At 70.9% G+C, this 16262-nt stretch carries 14 protein-coding genes; 13 read left to right on the top strand and 1 reads right to left on the bottom strand.

Translation table 11 applies throughout. From position 1 onward, the window contains the following. The first annotated feature begins 305 nt into the window (after nt 1-305). The 13 genes from rplJ to SACE_RS33025 all read left to right on the top strand — a co-directional run bounded on the left by rplJ (nt 306) and on the right by SACE_RS33025 (nt 12905). Entirely contained in the window at nt 306-839 is a 534-nt protein-coding gene (rplJ, locus tag SACE_RS33085; RefSeq protein WP_009944090.1) for a 50S ribosomal protein L10, read from the top strand. 99 nt (nt 840-938) lie between these two features. Beyond that, nucleotides 939-1325 (top strand): 50S ribosomal protein L7/L12, encoded by a 387-nt coding sequence (rplL, locus tag SACE_RS33080; RefSeq protein WP_009944091.1) that lies wholly within the window; start codon nt 939-941, stop codon nt 1323-1325. 312 nt (nt 1326-1637) lie between these two features. After that, nucleotides 1638-2825: an ABC transporter ATP-binding protein gene (locus SACE_RS33075; protein ID WP_173401375.1), complete on the top strand. Its 1188-nt coding sequence runs from the start codon at nt 1638-1640 to the stop codon at nt 2823-2825. Then, nucleotides 2822-3613 carry an MlaE family ABC transporter permease gene (locus tag SACE_RS33070; protein WP_009944093.1) on the top strand — a complete coding sequence of 264 codons (792 nt, stop codon included), beginning with the start codon at nt 2822-2824 and terminating at the stop codon, nt 3611-3613. Before SACE_RS33075 ends, SACE_RS33070 begins: the two co-directional genes overlap by 4 nt. A gap of 5 nt (nt 3614-3618) precedes the next feature. After that, nucleotides 3619-4458: an MlaE family ABC transporter permease gene (locus SACE_RS33065; protein WP_009944094.1), complete on the top strand. Its 840-nt coding sequence runs from the start codon at nt 3619-3621 to the stop codon at nt 4456-4458. Beyond that, on the top strand, nt 4455-5828 hold the full coding sequence (locus tag SACE_RS33060; protein ID WP_011875180.1) for an MCE family protein: 1374 nt from the start codon (nt 4455-4457) through the stop codon (nt 5826-5828). The genes SACE_RS33065 and SACE_RS33060 overlap by 4 nt, the downstream gene beginning before the upstream one ends. Continuing rightward, the gene (locus SACE_RS33055; protein ID WP_009944097.1) at nt 5825-6850 is read left to right on the top strand and encodes an MCE family protein; all 1026 of its coding nucleotides are present in this window, start codon (nt 5825-5827) and stop codon (nt 6848-6850) included. The genes SACE_RS33060 and SACE_RS33055 overlap by 4 nt, the downstream gene beginning before the upstream one ends. Further along, on the top strand, nt 6847-7827 hold the full coding sequence (locus SACE_RS33050) for an MCE family protein (protein ID WP_011875179.1): 981 nt from the start codon (nt 6847-6849) through the stop codon (nt 7825-7827). The genes SACE_RS33055 and SACE_RS33050 overlap by 4 nt, the downstream gene beginning before the upstream one ends. A 20-nt stretch (nt 7828-7847) precedes the next feature. Further along, entirely contained in the window at nt 7848-8999 is a 1152-nt protein-coding gene (locus tag SACE_RS33045) for an MCE family protein (protein WP_009944101.1), read from the top strand. Further along, nucleotides 8999-10210, top strand: coding sequence for an MCE family protein (locus SACE_RS33040; RefSeq protein ID WP_011875178.1), 1212 nt, complete (start codon nt 8999-9001; stop codon nt 10208-10210). Before SACE_RS33045 ends, SACE_RS33040 begins: the two co-directional genes overlap by 1 nt. After that, nucleotides 10207-11307, top strand: a complete 1101-nt coding sequence (locus SACE_RS33035) for an MCE family protein (protein WP_009944103.1) — start codon at nt 10207-10209, stop codon at nt 11305-11307. The genes SACE_RS33040 and SACE_RS33035 overlap by 4 nt, the downstream gene beginning before the upstream one ends. 37 nt (nt 11308-11344) lie before the next feature. Further along, entirely contained in the window at nt 11345-11869 is a 525-nt protein-coding gene (locus SACE_RS33030; RefSeq protein WP_009944105.1) for a hypothetical protein, read from the top strand. Between the two features lie 40 nt (nt 11870-11909). Further along, nucleotides 11910-12905, top strand: a complete 996-nt coding sequence (locus SACE_RS33025) for a hypothetical protein (protein ID WP_011875177.1) — start codon at nt 11910-11912, stop codon at nt 12903-12905. A gap of 44 nt (nt 12906-12949) precedes the next feature. On the opposite strand, the gene SACE_RS33020 is transcribed toward SACE_RS33025, so the two are convergent. After that, complete coding sequence (locus SACE_RS33020) at nt 12950-16108, bottom strand: CHAT domain-containing protein (RefSeq protein ID WP_009944107.1); 3159 nt, start codon at nt 16106-16108, stop codon at nt 12950-12952. Nucleotides 16109-16262: the final 154 nt, after the last annotated feature.

Here is a 16262-nt window from a genome sequence, read left to right as displayed (position 1 = left end):
CGGGGGTCGTGCACGACCTCACGACGCGGTGCCGTATGCTGGTCGAGGTTCCACCCAAGACCGCTGGTCTTCTTCGCGCTCCGGCGTGGGGAACGAAGGTCCCGTGCGACACGGGCGGCCCGCGCAGGAGGACGAGGCAACATCAGTGCGCGCCCGCGCGCCCATGGTTTTTCACGCCCCGTGCTTGCTGCGCCGGGGCGTTTTGTCGTCTCAGGGCTTTTCGACAGGTGGATCGGTCCGGACGCCGTCGCTGGCGGCGGTCGCCCGGGCCTTCTGTAGTCGCGAAGCACTAGAGAGGAGGCGACATGGCGAAGCCCGACAAGGTCGACGCGGTCACCGAGATCGCGGAGCGGTTCAACACCTCGACCGCCGCGGTCGTGACCGAGTACCGCGGGCTGTCCATGGCGAAGCTGGTTCAGCTGCGCCGGGCCCTCGGTGAGGGCACGACCTACCGTGTCGCGAAGAACACGCTGGTCAAGCGTGCCGCGGAGCAGTCGGGTGTCGAGGGCCTGGACGAGCTGTTCGTCGGCCCGACCGCGATCGCCTTCATCGAGGGCGAGCCGGTGGACGCCGCGAAGGCGCTGAAGGAGTTCGCCAAGGACAACAAGGCGCTGGTGATCAAGGGCGGCTACATGGACGGCCGCCCGATCTCGGTCTCCGAGGTCGAGTCGATCGCCGACCTCGACTCCCGCGAGGTCACCCTCGGCAAGCTCGCCGGGGCCATGAAGGCCAAGATGAACCAGGCCGCCGCCCTGTTCGCCGCTCCGGCGACCAAGGCCGCGCGTCTGGCCGCCGCCCTTCAGGAGAAGAGGGAGGGCGGCGAGTCCGACGCCTCCTGAGTCCGTTGTGGACCCAGGTGAGCGCCGGGTGCCTCGGCCGCACCACCACCCAAGATCTGCTCGCGGGTGCGCGGGCACCGATGTGAAAGGAACGCCACCATGGCGAAGCTGAGCAACGAAGAGCTGTTGGACGTCTTCAAGGAGATGACCCTCCTGGAGCTGTCGAGCTTCCTCAAGGAGTTCGAGGAGACCTTCGACGTCACCGCCGCGGCCCCGGTCGCCGCCGCCGCCCCGGCCGCCGCCGGTGCCGCCGCCCCGGCCGCCGAGGAGCAGGACGAGTTCGACGTCGTCCTGGAGTCGGCCGGTGACAAGAAGATCCAGGTCATCAAGGTCGTCCGCGAGATCGTCTCCGGCCTGGGCCTGAAGGAGGCCAAGGAGCTGGTCGAGGGCGCCCCGAAGCCGATCCTGGAGAAGGTCGACAAGGAGAAGGCCAACGAGGCCAAGACCAAGCTGGAGGAGTCCGGCGCCAAGGTCTCCCTCAAGTGATTTCTCGCTGACGCAGCGTGAAAGGGCGGACACCCTCCGGTGTCCGCCCTTTTCGCGTTCTCGGAGCTTTTCCACGATGCGGACCCTGGCGCCGCTGACAAATCCGGGAAATGCCGGACCCGCCGGGACCGGACAAATCATCTATTGATCAAGCGGGTCTGGAATTGGAACCCAACTCGTGAGTAACCTGCGCGGGTCGCGCTCGTTGCACAGGTGTGATGCGAACGACCTTCGTTAAGCGCATCACGTATGCCAGGCTCCCCGTCCGGGGAGGGCGAAACGCCCGGCGACGACGAAGATGCGGAGGTGCTCATGGGCGTCGAGGTGGTCGTCGACGGACTCTCCAAGTCGTTCGGCTCCCAGACCATCTGGCGGGACGTGACGCTGACGCTTCCGGCCGGTGAGATCAGCGTCCTGCTGGGACCGTCGGGCACCGGCAAGTCGGTGTTCCTGAAATCGCTCGTCGGTTTGCTCAAGCCGGAGCAGGGCCGGGTCCTGATCAACGGCGTGGACGTCTGCGACTGCTCGGAGTCGCAGCTCTACGAGATCCGCAAGCTGTTCGGCGTGCTGTTCCAGGACGGTGCGCTGTTCGGCTCCATGAACCTCTTCGACAACATCGCGTTCCCGCTTCGCGAGCACACCCGCAAGTCCGAGTCCCAGGTCCGCGAGGTCGTTCTCGAGAAGATGGAGATGGTCGGGCTCCTCGGGGCGGAGGAGAAGCTGCCCGGCGAGATTTCCGGCGGTATGCGAAAGCGCGCCGGACTGGCCAGGGCGCTGGTGCTCGACCCGGAGATCATCCTGTTCGACGAGCCCGACTCCGGTCTGGACCCGGTGCGCACCGCGTACCTGAACCAGCTCATCGTCGACCTCAACGCCCAGATCGACGCGACGTTCCTGATCGTCACCCACGACATCGGCACCGCGCGGACCGTTCCGGACAACATCGGCATGCTGTTCCGCCGCAACCTCGTCATGTACGGCCCGCGGGAGGTGCTGCTGACCTCGACCGAGCCGGTCGTCGAGCAGTTCCTCAACGGCCGCAGGCAGGGCCCGATCGGCATGAGCGAGGAGAAGGACGCCGGGCAGATGGCCGCCGAGCTGGCGGAGCTGCGCGGCGCCGACAAGGGCGTGCCGCACATCATCCCGCAGCTGGAGGTCTCGCCCGGCCTGCCGGAGCGCTCGGCGGTGCGCCGCAGGCAGGCGCGGGTGATGCGCGACATCGGCAAGCTGGCCCCGGCCGCGCAGCAGGAGATCATGAAGACGATCCACCCGCAGGACATCGCGCGCACCGAGTCGATGCACGGCTCGCTCACCGACACCGATGCCGCCCAGGTCCCGAGGAAGGCACCGCTGCCGCACCGCAAGCCGTCGCCGCGTCCGCGCGTGCAGGAGCACGTTCCGGCGGGCGGCGAGCCTGCGTGGACCCGGGAGCCGGAGCCGGAGGCGGGCGCCGGGCAGCGCAGGCGCTGGTTCGGCCGCAAGCGGGGCGGTGAGCAGTGAGCGCACGCTCCCAGGTCCGGTTCCCCGGGGCGGGCGGGATCCGCGAGACCGGACGCCTGTTCGCGCTGATGCTCGACGTGGGCCGGGCGCTGCCGAAGCGTCCGTTCCAGGTCCGCGAGTTCGTCCAGCAGTGCTGGTTCATCGCCAGCGTCACGATCCTGCCGACCGCGCTGGTCGCGATCCCGTTCGGCGCGGTGATCGCGCTGCAGCTCGGTTCGCTGACCCGCCAGATCGGCGCGCAGTCGTTCACCGGTGGCGCGAGCGTGCTGGCGATCATCCAGCAGGCCAGTCCGATCGTGACCGCGCTGCTGATCGCCGGCGCGGGCGGTTCGGCGATCTGCGCCGACCTCGGCTCGCGCAAGATCCGCGACGAGATCGACGCGATGGAGGTGCTCGGCGTCTCGCCGGTGCACCGGCTGGTGGTGCCGAGGGTGCTGGCCGCGATGCTGGTCGCGGTGCTGCTCAACGGCATGGTCAGCGTCGTCGGCGTGATGGGCGGCTACTTCTTCAACGTGATCATGCAGGGCGGCACGCCGGGCGCCTACATGGCCAGCTTCAACGCGCTGGCGCAGCTTCCCGACATCTGGATCAGCGAGCTGAAGGCCCTGATCTTCGGGTTCCTGGCGGGGGTGGTGGCGGCCTACCGCGGGCTGAACCCGCCGCCCGGCCCGAAGGGCGTCGGCGACGCGGTCAACCAGTCGGTGGTGATCACGTTCCTGCTGCTGTTCGCGGTGAACTTCGTGCTGACCACGATCTACCTGCAGCTCGTGCCGCCCAAGGGGATGTGAGGCGGATGGTGACGGTTTCCCGGCGGGCGCGCCGGATGGTTCGCAGGCCGCTGGAGTTCCTCGACGACCTCGGCGACCAGATGTCGTTCTACCTGCGGACGCTGGCGTGGATCCCGAAGGCGGTCACGCGCTACGTCAAGGAGACGATGCGGCTGCTGGCCGAGGTGAGCTTCGGCAGCGGTGCGCTGGCGGTCATCGGCGGCACGGTCGGCGTGATGGTCGGCATGACCCTGTTCACCGGCACCGTGGTCGGCCTGCAGGGCTACGCGGCGCTGAACCAGATCGGCACCTCGGCGTTCGCCGGGTTCGTGTCGGCCTACTTCAACACCCGCGAGATCGCGCCGCTGGTGGCCGGGCTGGCGCTGTCGGCCACGGTCGGCTCCGGGTTCACCGCGCAGCTCGGCGCGATGCGGATCTCCGACGAGATCGACGCGCTGGAGACGATGGGCGTGCCGAGCCTGCCGTACCTGGTGACGACGCGGGTGGTGGCGGGCTTCGTCGCGGTGGTGCCGCTCTACGTGCTGGGGCTGCTGACCTCCTACCTGGCGGCCCGGTTGGTGACGGTGCACGTCTACGGGCAGTCGGCGGGCACCTACGACCACTACTTCAACCTGTTCCTGCCTCCCGAGGACGTGCTGTGGTCCTTCGGGAAGGTCCTGGTCTTCAGCGTGGTGGTGATCATGACGCACTGCTACTACGGCTACCGGGCCAGCGGCGGCCCCGCCGGGGTCGGCGTCGCGGTGGGGCGCGCGGTGCGGACCGCGATCGTGACCACCGCGCTGCTGGACTTCTTCCTCAGCCTCGCGATCTGGGGCACCACGACGACGGTTCGGATCACCGGATGAGCACCAGAGGGGCGATGACGACGTTGCGGCGCCGCCTGCTGGGCGTCGCCTTCCTGATGACCATCGTGCTGTTCCTGAGCCTGACGGTGGCCACCTACCAGCGCGCGTTCACCTCGAGCGTGGACGTCGTGCTGCACACCGCGTCGGTGGGCAACCAGCTCATGGCCGACTCGGACGTGAAGGTGCGCGGCATGATCGTCGGGCGGGTCAGGGAGATCGAGCCGACCGCCGACGGCGCGAAGCTGCACCTGGCGCTGGAGCCCGACAAGGCGAGCAGGCTGCCTGCGAACGTGTCGGCGCGGTTGCTGCCGCGGACGCTGTTCGGCGAGCGCTACGTCTCCCTGGAGGTGCCCGAGAACTCCTCCGGCGCCGTGCTGGCCTCGGGCGACGTGATCGAGCAGGACCGCAGCAGCGCGGCGGTCGAGCTGGAGACCGTGCTGGCCGACACGATGCCGGTGCTGCAGGCGGTGCACCCCGACGAGCTGGCGGTGACGCTGAACTCGCTGAGCCAGGCGCTGGAAGGCCGGGGCAGGCCGCTGGGCGAGACGCTGTCGCAGCTCAACACCTACCTGGACGGCCTGAACCCGTCGGTGCCGGACCTGCGGGAGAACCTGCGCGAACTGGTCGGGGTCGCCGAGACCTACGAGGACGCCGCGCCGGACGTGCTGGAGGCGCTGGAGAACCTGTCCACCACCTCCCGGACCCTGGTCGAGCAGAAGGACGACCTCTCGGCGCTGACCTCGCAGCTCACCACGACCTCGCAGGACGCGACGCGGTTCTTCCAGGACAACGGCAAGAACCTGATCCGGCTCGGCGAGGCCCAGCGGCCGACGCTGGACGTGCTCGCCAAGTACTCGCCGGAGTACACCTGCTTCCTCAACCAGATGCACGAGTTCGTGCCGACCGTGCGCAAGGCGTTCGGCGAGGGGACCTCCGAGCCCGGCCTGCACATCACGCTCGAGGTGGTGGCCAACCGCGGCAAGTACGTCCCCAACCAGGACGAGCCGGAGTTCGCCGACAAGCGCGGCCCGCGCTGCTACGACATCGAGCCGCTGCCGGACCCGGTGCCGGAGTACCCGCCGGACGGGCCGTTCGAGGACGGTTCGGTGCCGCCGCCGGCGTCCCGGCCGGTCGACGGCGGGCTGCTGCCGCCGTCGATGGGCGAGCAGTACCTGCCCGCGGGCAACGCACCGGCGAGCACTTCGCCGCAGTCGGCGGGCGGCCTCGGGATGGTGAACTCCCCGATGGAGCGCGACTTCATCTCCGCGCTGCTGGCGCCGTCGATGGGCGTTGCGCCCGCTCAGGTGCCGGGCTGGGGTTCGCTGCTGGGCGGGCCGGTGCTGCGCGGTGCGGAGGTGAGTTACCGGTGAACGGTCGCAGCATCACAGGGCCGCTGGTGAAGTTCCTGGTGTTCGTGCTGGTCACGGTGCTGGCCACCGGGATTCTGGTGCTCACCATCGCCAACAACGACCTGCGTTCGGCCGAGACCTACACCGCGCGGTTCACCGACGTCACCGCGCTCAACGAGGGCGACGAGGTGCGCATCGCCGGGGTCAAGGTCGGCGAGGTGCAGGACATCGCCGTGGTCGACCGCAGGGTCGCCGAGGTGCGGTTCACCGTCACCGACCGCAGGCTGCCGGAGTCGGTGACGGCCACCGTCAAGTACCGGAACCTGGTTGGCCAGCGCTACATCTCGCTGGAGCAGGGCGCCGGTTCCCCCGGGCGCTACCTGCCCGCGGGCGGCACGATCCCGCTGGAGCGCACCCGTCCCGCGCTGGATCTGACCGTGCTGCTCGGCGGTTTCAAGCCGCTGTTCCAGGCGCTCTCGCCGCAGGACGTCAACAAGCTGTCCTTCGAGATCATCCAGGTCCTGCAGGGCGAGGGCGGCACGGTCGAAAGCCTCTTGGCCCACACCGCGTCGCTGACCTCGACGATCGCGTCGAAGGACCAGGTGATCGGTGAGGTCATCAACAACCTCAACGGCACGCTGGAGACGGTCAACGCACGCGACGAGCAGCTCTCCGGGCTGATCGTGCAGTTGCAGCAGGTGGTGTCCGGTCTGGCCGCCGACCGCGACTCGATCGGCGACGCGGTCACCGCGATGGACGGGCTCACCAACACCACCGCCGGGCTGCTGTCCGAGGCACGTCCCGGCCTCCAGCAGGACATCGCGTCGCTGGGCGACCTGTCGAAGAACCTCAACGACCACGAGCAGCTCACCGACCACTGGCTGAAGAACATGCCCGGCAAGCTGGAGACGATCGGCCGCACCGCGACCCACGGATCGTGGTTCAACTTCTACATGTGCCAGGCGCAGGGCACGGTCGGGGTCGGTGACCTCAACCTGCCGTTGCCGCTCCAGCCGGTTACCCAGCCGAGGTGTCAGCGATGAGCTCCTTCCAGCAGCGCGACCCGCTCAAGATCGGCATCGCCGGCATCCTGGTGCTGGTGCTGGCGGTCGTCCTCGCGATGAACTTCGAGAGCCTGCCGTTCGTGGGCGGCAAGACCTACCAGGCGCACTTCACCGAGGCGGCGGGCATCAAGCCCGACGCCGAGGTGCGGGTGGCCGGGGTGAAGGTCGGCTCGGTCAGCGACGTCGAGCTCGACGGCGACCACGTGACGGTGTCGTTCCGCGTCAAGGACGCCTGGCTCGGCGACCACACCACCGCCGCCATCAAGATCAAGACGCTGCTCGGCCAGAAGTACCTCGCGCTGGATCCGCAGGGCAGCCAGGAGATGTCCACATCGGACCCGATCCCGGTGCAGCGCACGATGTCGCCCTACGACGTCATCGAGGCGTTCAGCGACCTGTCCAACACCGTCGGCCAGATCGACACCAAGCAGCTCGCCGACAGCTTCCGGGTCATGTCCGACACCTTCTCCGGCACGCCCGACGAGGTCACCGGCGCGCTCAACGGCCTGTCGGCGCTGTCGCGGACCATCGCCTCGCGCGACGAGCAGCTCGAACAGCTGCTGACCAACACCAGCAACGTGTCGAAAACGGTCGCCGACCGCAACGCCGAGTTCGAGAGGCTGCTGGCCGACGGCAACCTGCTGCTGGAGGAGATCCGCCACCGGCGGGAGTCGATCGCGTCGCTGCTGGACGGCACCCGCGAGCTGTCGGCGCAGCTGAGCGGGCTGGTCGACGACAACGCCGCGCAGCTCGGCCCGACCCTGGAGCAGCTCGACCGGGTGACCAAGCTGCTCCAGCGCAACCAGGACAACCTCGACGCGAGCCTGGCGAGGTTCGCGCCGTTCACCCGGCTGTTCTCCAACGTGCTCGGCAACGGCCGCTGGTTCGACACCTACATCTGCGGTCTGCTGCCGCCCGCCGTCGGCCCGGTCAACCAGAAGGGCTGCCAGCCATGAGGAAACCCCCGCTGACCCGGATGCTGGCCGTGGCCTGCGTGCTCGCGCTGGCCGCCACCGCAGGCGTGTGGTGGCTGTTCAGCGGCAGCGAGCGCCGGATCACCGCCTACTTCGACGCCGCCGTCGGCGTCTACCCGGGCGGCGACGTCCGGATACTGGGCGTCGCGGTCGGCACCGTCGACGAGGTCAGGCCCAACGGCAAGACGGTGCGCGTGGACATGTCGCTGGACCGCGACGTCGACGTCCCCGCCGACGCGGGCGCCGTGCTGGTCTCGCCCAGCGTCGTCAGCGACCGCTACGTGCAGCTCGCGCCGGTCTACCGGGGCGGCCCGACGATGGAGGACGGCGCGGTCATCCCGAGCGAGCGGACCGCGACACCGGTCGAGCTCGACCAGGTCTACCGCAGCCTCAACCAGCTGACCACGGCGCTCGGACCGCAGGGCGCCAACGCCGACGGGGCGCTGACCGAGCTGCTCAACACCGGTGCGGCCAACCTGGACGGCAACGGCAAGGCGCTGGCCGACTCCATCCGACACCTCGGCGAGCTGGGCACGACGATGTCGGGCAACAGCGAGGAATTCTTCGGAACCGTCGACAACCTCCAGCGCTTCACCTCCATGCTGGCGGCCAACGACGAGCAGGTCCGGCGGTTCAACACCCAGATGCAGCAGGTCAGCTCCTTCCTGGCCGCCGAGCGCGGGGACTTCGCCGCGGCGATGGCCGAGCTCGCGGTCGCGCTGGGCAAGGTCGAGGGCTTCGTGCGCGACAACCGGGCGAACCTCAAGTCCAACGTGGACCAGCTCAACGGCGTCGCGCAGGTGCTGGTGAAGCAGAAGGCCGCGCTCGACGAGTCGCTGAACAACGCACCGCTGGCGCTGAGCAACCTCAACAACGCCTACAACGGCGCGTCGGGCACGCTCGACACCCGGGCGAACATCAACGAGCTGAACCAGCCGCCGCTGGTGTCGGTCTGCAAGCTCCTGCAGCAGTCGGGCCGCCAGGACGTGCCGCTGCCGCTGGCCGACGCCTGCAAGTCGCTGCAACCGGTCATCGACGGCGTGGCACCGCTGCCCACACCGGCGCAGGCCATCAACTCCCTGCAGCAGGGCCAGCTCCCGCCGCTGCCGCTGCCGCTGCCGCTCGTCGACCAGTCGCAGGGAGGTGGCCGGTGATGGCGCGCAGAAGAGGCACACTGCGGCGGTCCGCGGTGGTGCGGCTGGCCGCGCTGGGCGCGGCGGCGCTCGTGCTGATCAGCGGCTGCGGTTTCCGCGGCGTCGACAGCATGCCGCTGCCCGGCGGCGCCGACGTCGGCAGCGACCCCTACACGGTGAAGGTGCGCTTCCAGGACGTGCTGGACCTGGTGCCCAACGCCGGGGTGCGGGTCAACGACGTGCCGGTCGGCCGCGTCTCGGAGATCGGGCTGGCCGCGGACTCCTGGCAGGCCGAGGTGACGGTGCTGGTCAACGGCGACGTGAAGCTGCCGGCCAACGCCACCGCCCGGCTGCGCCAGTCCAGCCTGCTCGGTGAGAAGTACGTCGAGCTCGGTCAGCCCGCCGAACCGGTGCAGCCGGTGGGCAGGCTGGTCGACGGCGACGTGATCGACTTGGCGCGCACCAGCCGCAACCCCGAGGTCGAAGAGGTGCTGGGCGCGATGTCCATGCTCCTCAACGGCGGCGGCGTCGCGCAGCTGCAGAACATCACCAAGGAGCTCAACGCCGCGCTGGAGGGCCGCGAGTCCGACGTGCGCAGCCTGCTGTCCAACGTGGACCAGCTGGTGGCGGGGCTGGACGCCCAGCGCGACGACATCACGCGAGCGCTGGACAGCGTCAACCGGCTCAGCGCCAGCCTCAACGCCCAGCGCGGCAACATCGACACCGCCCTGCGCGACATCGAGCCCGGACTCCGGGTCCTCAACGAGCAGCGCGGGCAGCTGGTCACCATGCTCCAGTCGTTGGACAAGCTCAGCGGTGTCGCCACGAACGTGGTGAACCAGAGCAAGGACGACCTGGTGCACAACGTCAACCAGCTCGCGCCGACGCTGCGCGAGCTGGCGGCGGCCGGCGAGGACCTGCCCAAGTCGCTGGAGGTGCTGCTCACCTTCCCGTTCCCGGACAACGCCGTGGAAGGCATCAAGGGCAGCGACTACACCAACCTCTACGTCAACGTCGACCTCAACCTGAGCAACATCCTGGACAACCTCGGCCGCAGCAGGCAGCCGCTGATCCACCCGCCGAACGGGTTGCCGCCGCTGCCGCTGCCAGGTCTCGCGCCGGAGCAGCCCGCCCCGGAGTCGAGCCCGACCACCCAGCCCCAGCCGCGACCGGAACCCGAGAAGGAGTCCGGTAGCTGGTGGGAGAACCTCTTCGGTGGAGGAGACAGATGATCTCGCGGAAGGTACGGCTCCAGATCGTCGCGTTCCTCGCCATCGCCCTGGTCGGCGTCGGCTACACCAGCGCCCGCTACGCCGGGCTGGACCGGCTGTTCGGCTCGCGCGGCTATGTCGTGACGATGCAGCTGGCCGACACCGGTGGCGTCTTCGACAACGCCGAGGTGACCTACCGCGGCGTTCCCGTCGGGCGGGTCGGCACCATGCGGCTGACCCACGACGGCGTGGAGGTGCCGCTGGACATCGACTCCGGCACGCGCATCCCCGCCGACGTGGAGGCGGTCGTCGCGCTGCGCTCGGCGGTCGGCGAGCAGTACGTCGACCTGCGGCCCAGGACCGACCGCGGTCCCTACCTGCGGGACGGCTCGGTGATCGCCCAGGAGCGGACCCAGACGCCGCTGCCGGTCGAGCACCTGATGACCAACCTGGACTCGTTCTCCAAGTCGGTGCCGACCGATTCGCTGCGCACCGTCGTCAACGAGCTCGGCACCGCCTTCCGGGACAACGGCGGCAACCTCCAGCGCGTCATCGACACCACCCGCGAGTTCACGACCGCCGCGCAGCAGCACCTGCCGCAGACCAAGCAGCTGCTGGCCGACGGCAAGACGGTGCTGGCGACGCAGAACGAGCAGGGTTCGTCGATCCGCTCCTTCAGCCAGGACCTGCGGCTGCTCTCCGAGCAGTTGCAGCGCTCCGACGGCGACCTGCGCTCGGTGATCCAGCACGCACCCCCGGCTGCCGCGCAGGTCAGCGGCCTGATCCGGGAGAACGACCAGCTCGGGCCGCTGCTGGCGAACCTGACCAGCACCTCGCAGCTGATCTCGGCCCACGTGGACGGCGTCGAGCAGCTCATGACGCTCTACCCGGCCGTGGTCACCGCCAGCAACTCGGTGATGCCCGGTGACGGCCGGGCCCACTTCGGCCTGGTGCTCAACGTTTTCGACCCGCTACCCTGCACCGCCGGTTACGAGTCCACGCAGCGGCGGCCGGGCAACGACATGACGCCGGTGCCGCTGAACACCCAGGCGTACTGCGCCGAGCCGCCGGGCAGCGACACCTCGGTGCGCGGCGCGCAGAACGCGCCGGGGCAGTAGGACGCCGACGAACCGCAAGCAACCGAGAGGAGGAGCGATGGTCATCGAGAATCCGCGGCGCAACCCCCGGTGGGGGGTGGTCGCGGCGTCGGCCGCGCTCGCCGTGTCCGTCATCTCGGCGGGGTTCTTCGGCGTGTCGTGGGCGAGCGTGGCGAACAGCGGCTCGCTGGAGGCCGCCCGCGAGCGCGACGCCGCGCTGGAGGCGGGCAGGCAGGCGGTGGTCAACTTCAACACGCTCGACTTCCGCGACGTCCAGCACGGCCTGGACCTGTGGGTGGACAGCTCGACCGGTCCGCTGCGCGACCAGATCCAGGCCGGCCGCCAGGCCAACGCCGCCAAGATCTCCGAGGCCAGGACGGTGACCGACGGCAAGGTGCTCGACGCCGCGCTCACCGAGCTCGACCCGCAGGCGGGCAAGGCGCGGATGATCGCGGTCGTGGAGGTCACGGTCGCGCCGGAGAACCAGCCCCCCGCGGTCAAGCGCAACCGCTACCAGGCCGAGCTGGCCCGCGACGGCGACCGGTGGAAGCTCAGCAACCTCGGCACCGTGGCGGTCGGCTGACGCGCGCGGCGCGTGCCACCGCAGTTCTAGGAGTGACCCAGTGCCCAATCCCCGCCAGCCCGCAAGCCCCCGAGCCCGCCCCCGCGTCGCCGGGCTCCGCAGGCGCGCCACCGAGAACGGCAGGACCGGCACCGGTGGGCGGTCCGCCGTGGAGGTCGAGGAGACGCCTGAGCGCGTCGAGCCGACCGGGACGGCCGTAGAACCGGAGTCGACCGGGACGGCAGAAGCCCCCGAGTCGACCGAGCCGACCGAGCAGGCGGAGCCGGCTGAGTCCGCGCAGGAAGTCGTCGTGGAGAACGGCGTGGTCGGCGTCGCGCCGGTGCGGTCCGCCGAGCCCGACGATGTCGAGCCCGACGACGCCGCGTCCGACGATGCGTCTGAGGAAGTCGAGTCGGCTGACGCGCAGTCCGCCGACACCCGGCCTACCGAGGAGAAGGCCGAGCGCGCCGCGCAGGAGCCGGTGACCGAGCGGGTGCGCCACGAGCCGCGGACGGAGGCCATCCCGCGTCCGCACGAAGAAGGCACCAACCGCGGCAACCGCGTGCTCATCACCGCACTGCTGGTCGCGACCGCCGTGTTCGCCGTCGTCGCGCTGTTCTTCGGGTTGCAGGTGCGGTCGTTGCAGGAGACCGGGCCCGCCGCCAACGACGCGCTGACCGACGGCCCGGCGACCAGCGAGATCAACGGCCAGGTGACCGACGCCGTGGCGAAGGTCTTCTCCTACGACTTCGCCGACACCGCCAAGACCGAGCGGGCCGCCAACGAGGTCCTCACCGGCCAGGCGGTCGACGAGTACAACCGGCTGTTCGCCACCGTCAAGCAGCAGGCGCCGCTGCAGAAGCTGGTCGTCACCACCACCGTCAAGGCCAGCGGGGTCACCCGGCTGCAGGGCGACCGCGCCGAGGTGCTGCTGTTCGTCGACCAGCAGGCCGTGCGCACCGACAGCGGGCAGACCAACGTCGGTCCGGCGCAGATCGTGGTCGGCGTGGAGAAGCACGGCGACCGCTGGAAGATCAACAAGATCACGCAGCGCTGACGTGACGGCCCGGTGCCCGCCGCACCGGGCCATCGCGGGTGCGATCAGGGGCCGACGTGCACGTGACCGGCCCAGCGGTCGGGCGAGTCCGGGTAGTACTCGCGCAGCCGGCGAGCGCTGTCGTGCAGGGCGTGGGCGCAGTGGTCGGTGGCCGTCGCGTCCTGCCCGAACGCGGTCTCGTAGACGTCGGCGACCGCCTCCACGGCGCTGTCCTCGTCGACCTCCCACAGCGTCCCGACGACGTGGGTGAACCCGGTGAAGGCCAGCGTCGCCGCCAGCGACACCGCCGCCGCCGACGGGGTGTCGGCCGCACTCGCGCACTGGCCCAGGAAGCAGAACTCGGCCTGCTCGAGCGGGAGCTGGCCGATCTCGACCACGCCCAGCGGGCGGTGCGGCGCCTCCCGATCCAGGACCAGTCCCGCCGCGGGCTGCGACGGGTACTGCGTGCTCGGCTCGCACACGTGCAGCCACGGGTGCTGCGGCAGCAGCCGGAGCAGGTCGGTGGGGCTGGTGCTCTCCGTCGACACCACAGCAGCGGTCGGCCAGTACCGCGCCAGCACCTGGTTCTGCCGAGGCAGCTCGCGGCCGACCTGCTCGGCCGAGCCCGCTGCCAGCAGCGGCTTGCCGCCTTCGGGGTGCGGACGCCGCTTGGCGCGGATCAGGCAGCTCAGCGTCGGGGTGTAGGAGGAGATCACGCGATCCAGCGCGCTGTCGCCGGAGCGCCCGGTGGCGGCGTGCACCGGCAGGAACGCCGCCGCGCCCATCACGTTCCACCACATCCGCGGCCAGCGCTGGCCCGCGCCGGGCGAGCCCAGGTAGCCCATCCGGTCCAGGACCGGGCGCGTGATGTTCTGCCACAGCCAGTCCAGGGCCTCGGCCAGCGGCTCGGGGTCCTGGTCCTGGACCGCGGCCAGGGCGTTGGCCGCCTGCGTCGCGGCGAAGTCCGGCGTCGCCTTGGACAGCGGCACGGTCAGCACCCGCCCGCCGAAGACGATCAGCGCGTCGGAGCGGTAGCGGCTGAGGTTGACCAGCACCACCGCGCCCTCGTCGGCCGCCTGCGCGAGCTCGCCGAAGGGCAGCGGCCGCAGGTGGTTCTCGTGGCCGGGGATCGCGCGCACCTCGTCGACCAGCGCCGCCCACGCGGTGGTGAGCCTGCCCAGGTCGGCGTCGACCAGGCCGGCCAGCGCGGGCTCCTCGTCCGGCCGGTCCAGCAGCCTGCGCAGCCGCACCGCCTCGTCGGCCAGGTCGGGGTGGTGGCGGTGCAACTCGCCCAGCTCGCCACCGGTGGGCAGGAAGTCGGCCAGGACCGCCGACCGGCCGTGCTCCAGCAGCTCCACCGCGCGCTCGGGTTCGCCGTTCTCCAGCGCGCACGCCGCCGCGTCCGCGGTGATCAACGCCCAGCGCTGCTGGATGCCGGGTGAGGCGACCACCCGCTTGCCCCGGGTGACCAGCGGCAGCAGCTCCAGCGCCATGCTGAAGGACTCCAGCGCCTCGGCCCAGCGCTGCGCCTGCGCGGCGAGCCGGCCGCACAGGCTGGCCGCGCGAAGCCGCTGGTCGGCGGGCGCGGTGGCCTGCGCCGCCGCCTCGGTGAGGATCCGCCTCGCCCATCGGTAGAGCTTGCGGCGGCCCGAACGCTGGTGCAGCGTCTGCAGCGCCCGGCCCAGGTGCGTGGCGACGGCCGCCCGCGCGGGCGCGTCCTCGGGCATCGCCGACAGCGCCCGGTCGAAGTGGTCGACGGCGGCCTCCAGGTCGCGGGTCCGGGAGGTCTGGCGGAAGCGGTGCATGGTGACCAGCCCGAGCAGCGTCAGCGCGGTGTGCTGCGGCCTGCTCTCCTGCGGCGCGAGCTCGGCGGCCTCCCGCGCGACCTCCTCGGCGCGGTCCAGGTCGGCCAGGTCCGGGCTGTGCTCGTAGCGGGTCACCAGCGTCGTGGCCAGCGAGTTGAGCACCGCGTAGCGCTTGGCCGAGTCCCCGGCCGCGTCCGCGGCGGCCTCGCAGGCGGTGACCGCGGCGTCGATCACCGGCGCCTCGGCTCCGTGCAGGAAGTGCCTGCGCAGCAGGGCCCCGTAGCCGGCGAGCGCGACCGCGCGGTCCGGGTCGTCGCCCGAGATGCCGCGCACCGCCGGGGTGATCGGCCGCAGCACCCGGCGCAGCTGGCTGGGCTCACCGGTGCAGTCGACGTGCTCGATGACGGTCGCGGCGAGGTTCCAGATCGCCTTGCCCAGCAGCGGGTGGCTCGCGTCGAGCACCCCGAGCACGCCGATCAGCTCGTTGATCGCGGCGTTGAGGTCGGCCAGGTCGCCGTTGTGCTGGAACCGCAGCCGCTGCGCGTTGGCCAGGTGGCACAGCGCGGTGCGGCGCGGGTCGCTGTCGGCCATCGCCCCGGCGCCGGTGCTCAGGTGCGTGATGCCCTCGTCCAGGTCCTCGATCGCCCCGGCCCGCTCGTAGCGGCGCAGCAGCGCCGAGCCGAGGTTGATCAGCAGCTCCGGAGCGGACTCGCCGCCCGCGCTGCTGCGGACCGCCTCGCGGAAGACGTTGATCGACTCGTCGTCGGACTTCGGGTCGCCGGCCAGCCGGGCGTGCAGCTTGAGCGCGTTGCCGAGGCGCACCAGCGCCATGCCCCGGCGCTGGTCGCGGCGCGGGGTCTGCTCGACCGCCTCGCGTGCCACCCGGATGCTCTCGGCGGCGCCCTCGGCGTCGCCGCTGCGGCCGGCCTGGTCGGCCAGCGCCAGCGCGAGGTTGCAGCGGTAGAGCACCAGGTCGGGGTCGTCGTCGCGGGCGGTCGACGTGGCCGAGCGGTAGTAGGCCACGGCGTCCTCGAGGTCGGCGCGGTCACCGGTGCGCAGGTGGGTGAGCTGGGCCGCGCTTCCCAGGTTGTTGAGCACGCCCGCACGCGCCGGATCGCTCTTGTGCAGTGCGCTCGCGGTGGTGCGGAAGACGTCGGTGACCCATGGCAGCGCATCGAAGTCCAGCGTCGCGACGATGCGGTTCATCTCGGCGATGGCCGCGGCGTAGCGCTGCTCGGGCGTCCTGGGCTGCTCGGGCGGCTGCTGCGCGGCCTGCGGGGGCGGCTGCTGCGGACCGGTGGATGGGTTCGAGAACCAGGTGGAACCGGAGTCGGTCCCGCTCTGCGATCCGGTGTGCCCGCCTGCCCAGCGCTGCAGCCCGCGAAACCTGTCGCTCTGCCGGTCTGCATCGTCCGTCATCGGCCTTTTCTCCCGTGGGGTTCTCGCGCGCGTGCCAGCCGCTGGCGTGGCGAGGTCGTTTCACGTTACTGGCGTTCGCTTGTGGCGAGTAGCCCGTTCGGACCACACGCGACTGCGCGGGGCCCGGCCCGGCCTCGTCGCCGGCGGCGGCCAG

The organism is Saccharopolyspora erythraea NRRL 2338, from assembly GCF_000062885.1.
GTDB lineage: Bacteria > Actinomycetota > Actinomycetes > Mycobacteriales > Pseudonocardiaceae > Saccharopolyspora_D > Saccharopolyspora_D erythraea.
Note: the sequence above shows the minus strand (reverse complement) of the source record. Positions and strands in the feature narration are given on the sequence as shown.

What these genes read in the sequence shown, in the direction of transcription:
- rplJ (WP_009944090.1), top strand. Translation starts at nt 306, where the DNA reads ATGGCGAAGCCCGACAAGGTCGACGCGGTCACCGAGATCGCGGAGCGG.
- rplL (WP_009944091.1), top strand. Translation starts at nt 939, where the DNA reads ATGGCGAAGCTGAGCAACGAAGAGCTGTTGGACGTCTTCAAGGAGATG.
- SACE_RS33075 (WP_173401375.1), top strand. Translation starts at nt 1,638, where the DNA reads ATGGGCGTCGAGGTGGTCGTCGACGGACTCTCCAAGTCGTTCGGCTCC.
- SACE_RS33065 (WP_009944094.1), top strand. Translation starts at nt 3,619, where the DNA reads ATGGTGACGGTTTCCCGGCGGGCGCGCCGGATGGTTCGCAGGCCGCTG.
- SACE_RS33060 (WP_011875180.1), top strand. Translation starts at nt 4,455, where the DNA reads ATGAGCACCAGAGGGGCGATGACGACGTTGCGGCGCCGCCTGCTGGGC.
- SACE_RS33050 (WP_011875179.1), top strand. Translation starts at nt 6,847, where the DNA reads ATGAGCTCCTTCCAGCAGCGCGACCCGCTCAAGATCGGCATCGCCGGC.
- SACE_RS33045 (WP_009944101.1), top strand. Translation starts at nt 7,848, where the DNA reads ATGCTGGCCGTGGCCTGCGTGCTCGCGCTGGCCGCCACCGCAGGCGTG.
- SACE_RS33040 (WP_011875178.1), top strand. Translation starts at nt 8,999, where the DNA reads ATGGCGCGCAGAAGAGGCACACTGCGGCGGTCCGCGGTGGTGCGGCTG.
- SACE_RS33035 (WP_009944103.1), top strand. Translation starts at nt 10,207, where the DNA reads ATGATCTCGCGGAAGGTACGGCTCCAGATCGTCGCGTTCCTCGCCATC.
- SACE_RS33030 (WP_009944105.1), top strand. Translation starts at nt 11,345, where the DNA reads ATGGTCATCGAGAATCCGCGGCGCAACCCCCGGTGGGGGGTGGTCGCG.
- SACE_RS33020 (WP_009944107.1), bottom strand. Translation starts at nt 16,108, where the DNA reads ATGACGGACGATGCAGACCGGCAGAGCGACAGGTTTCGCGGGCTGCAG.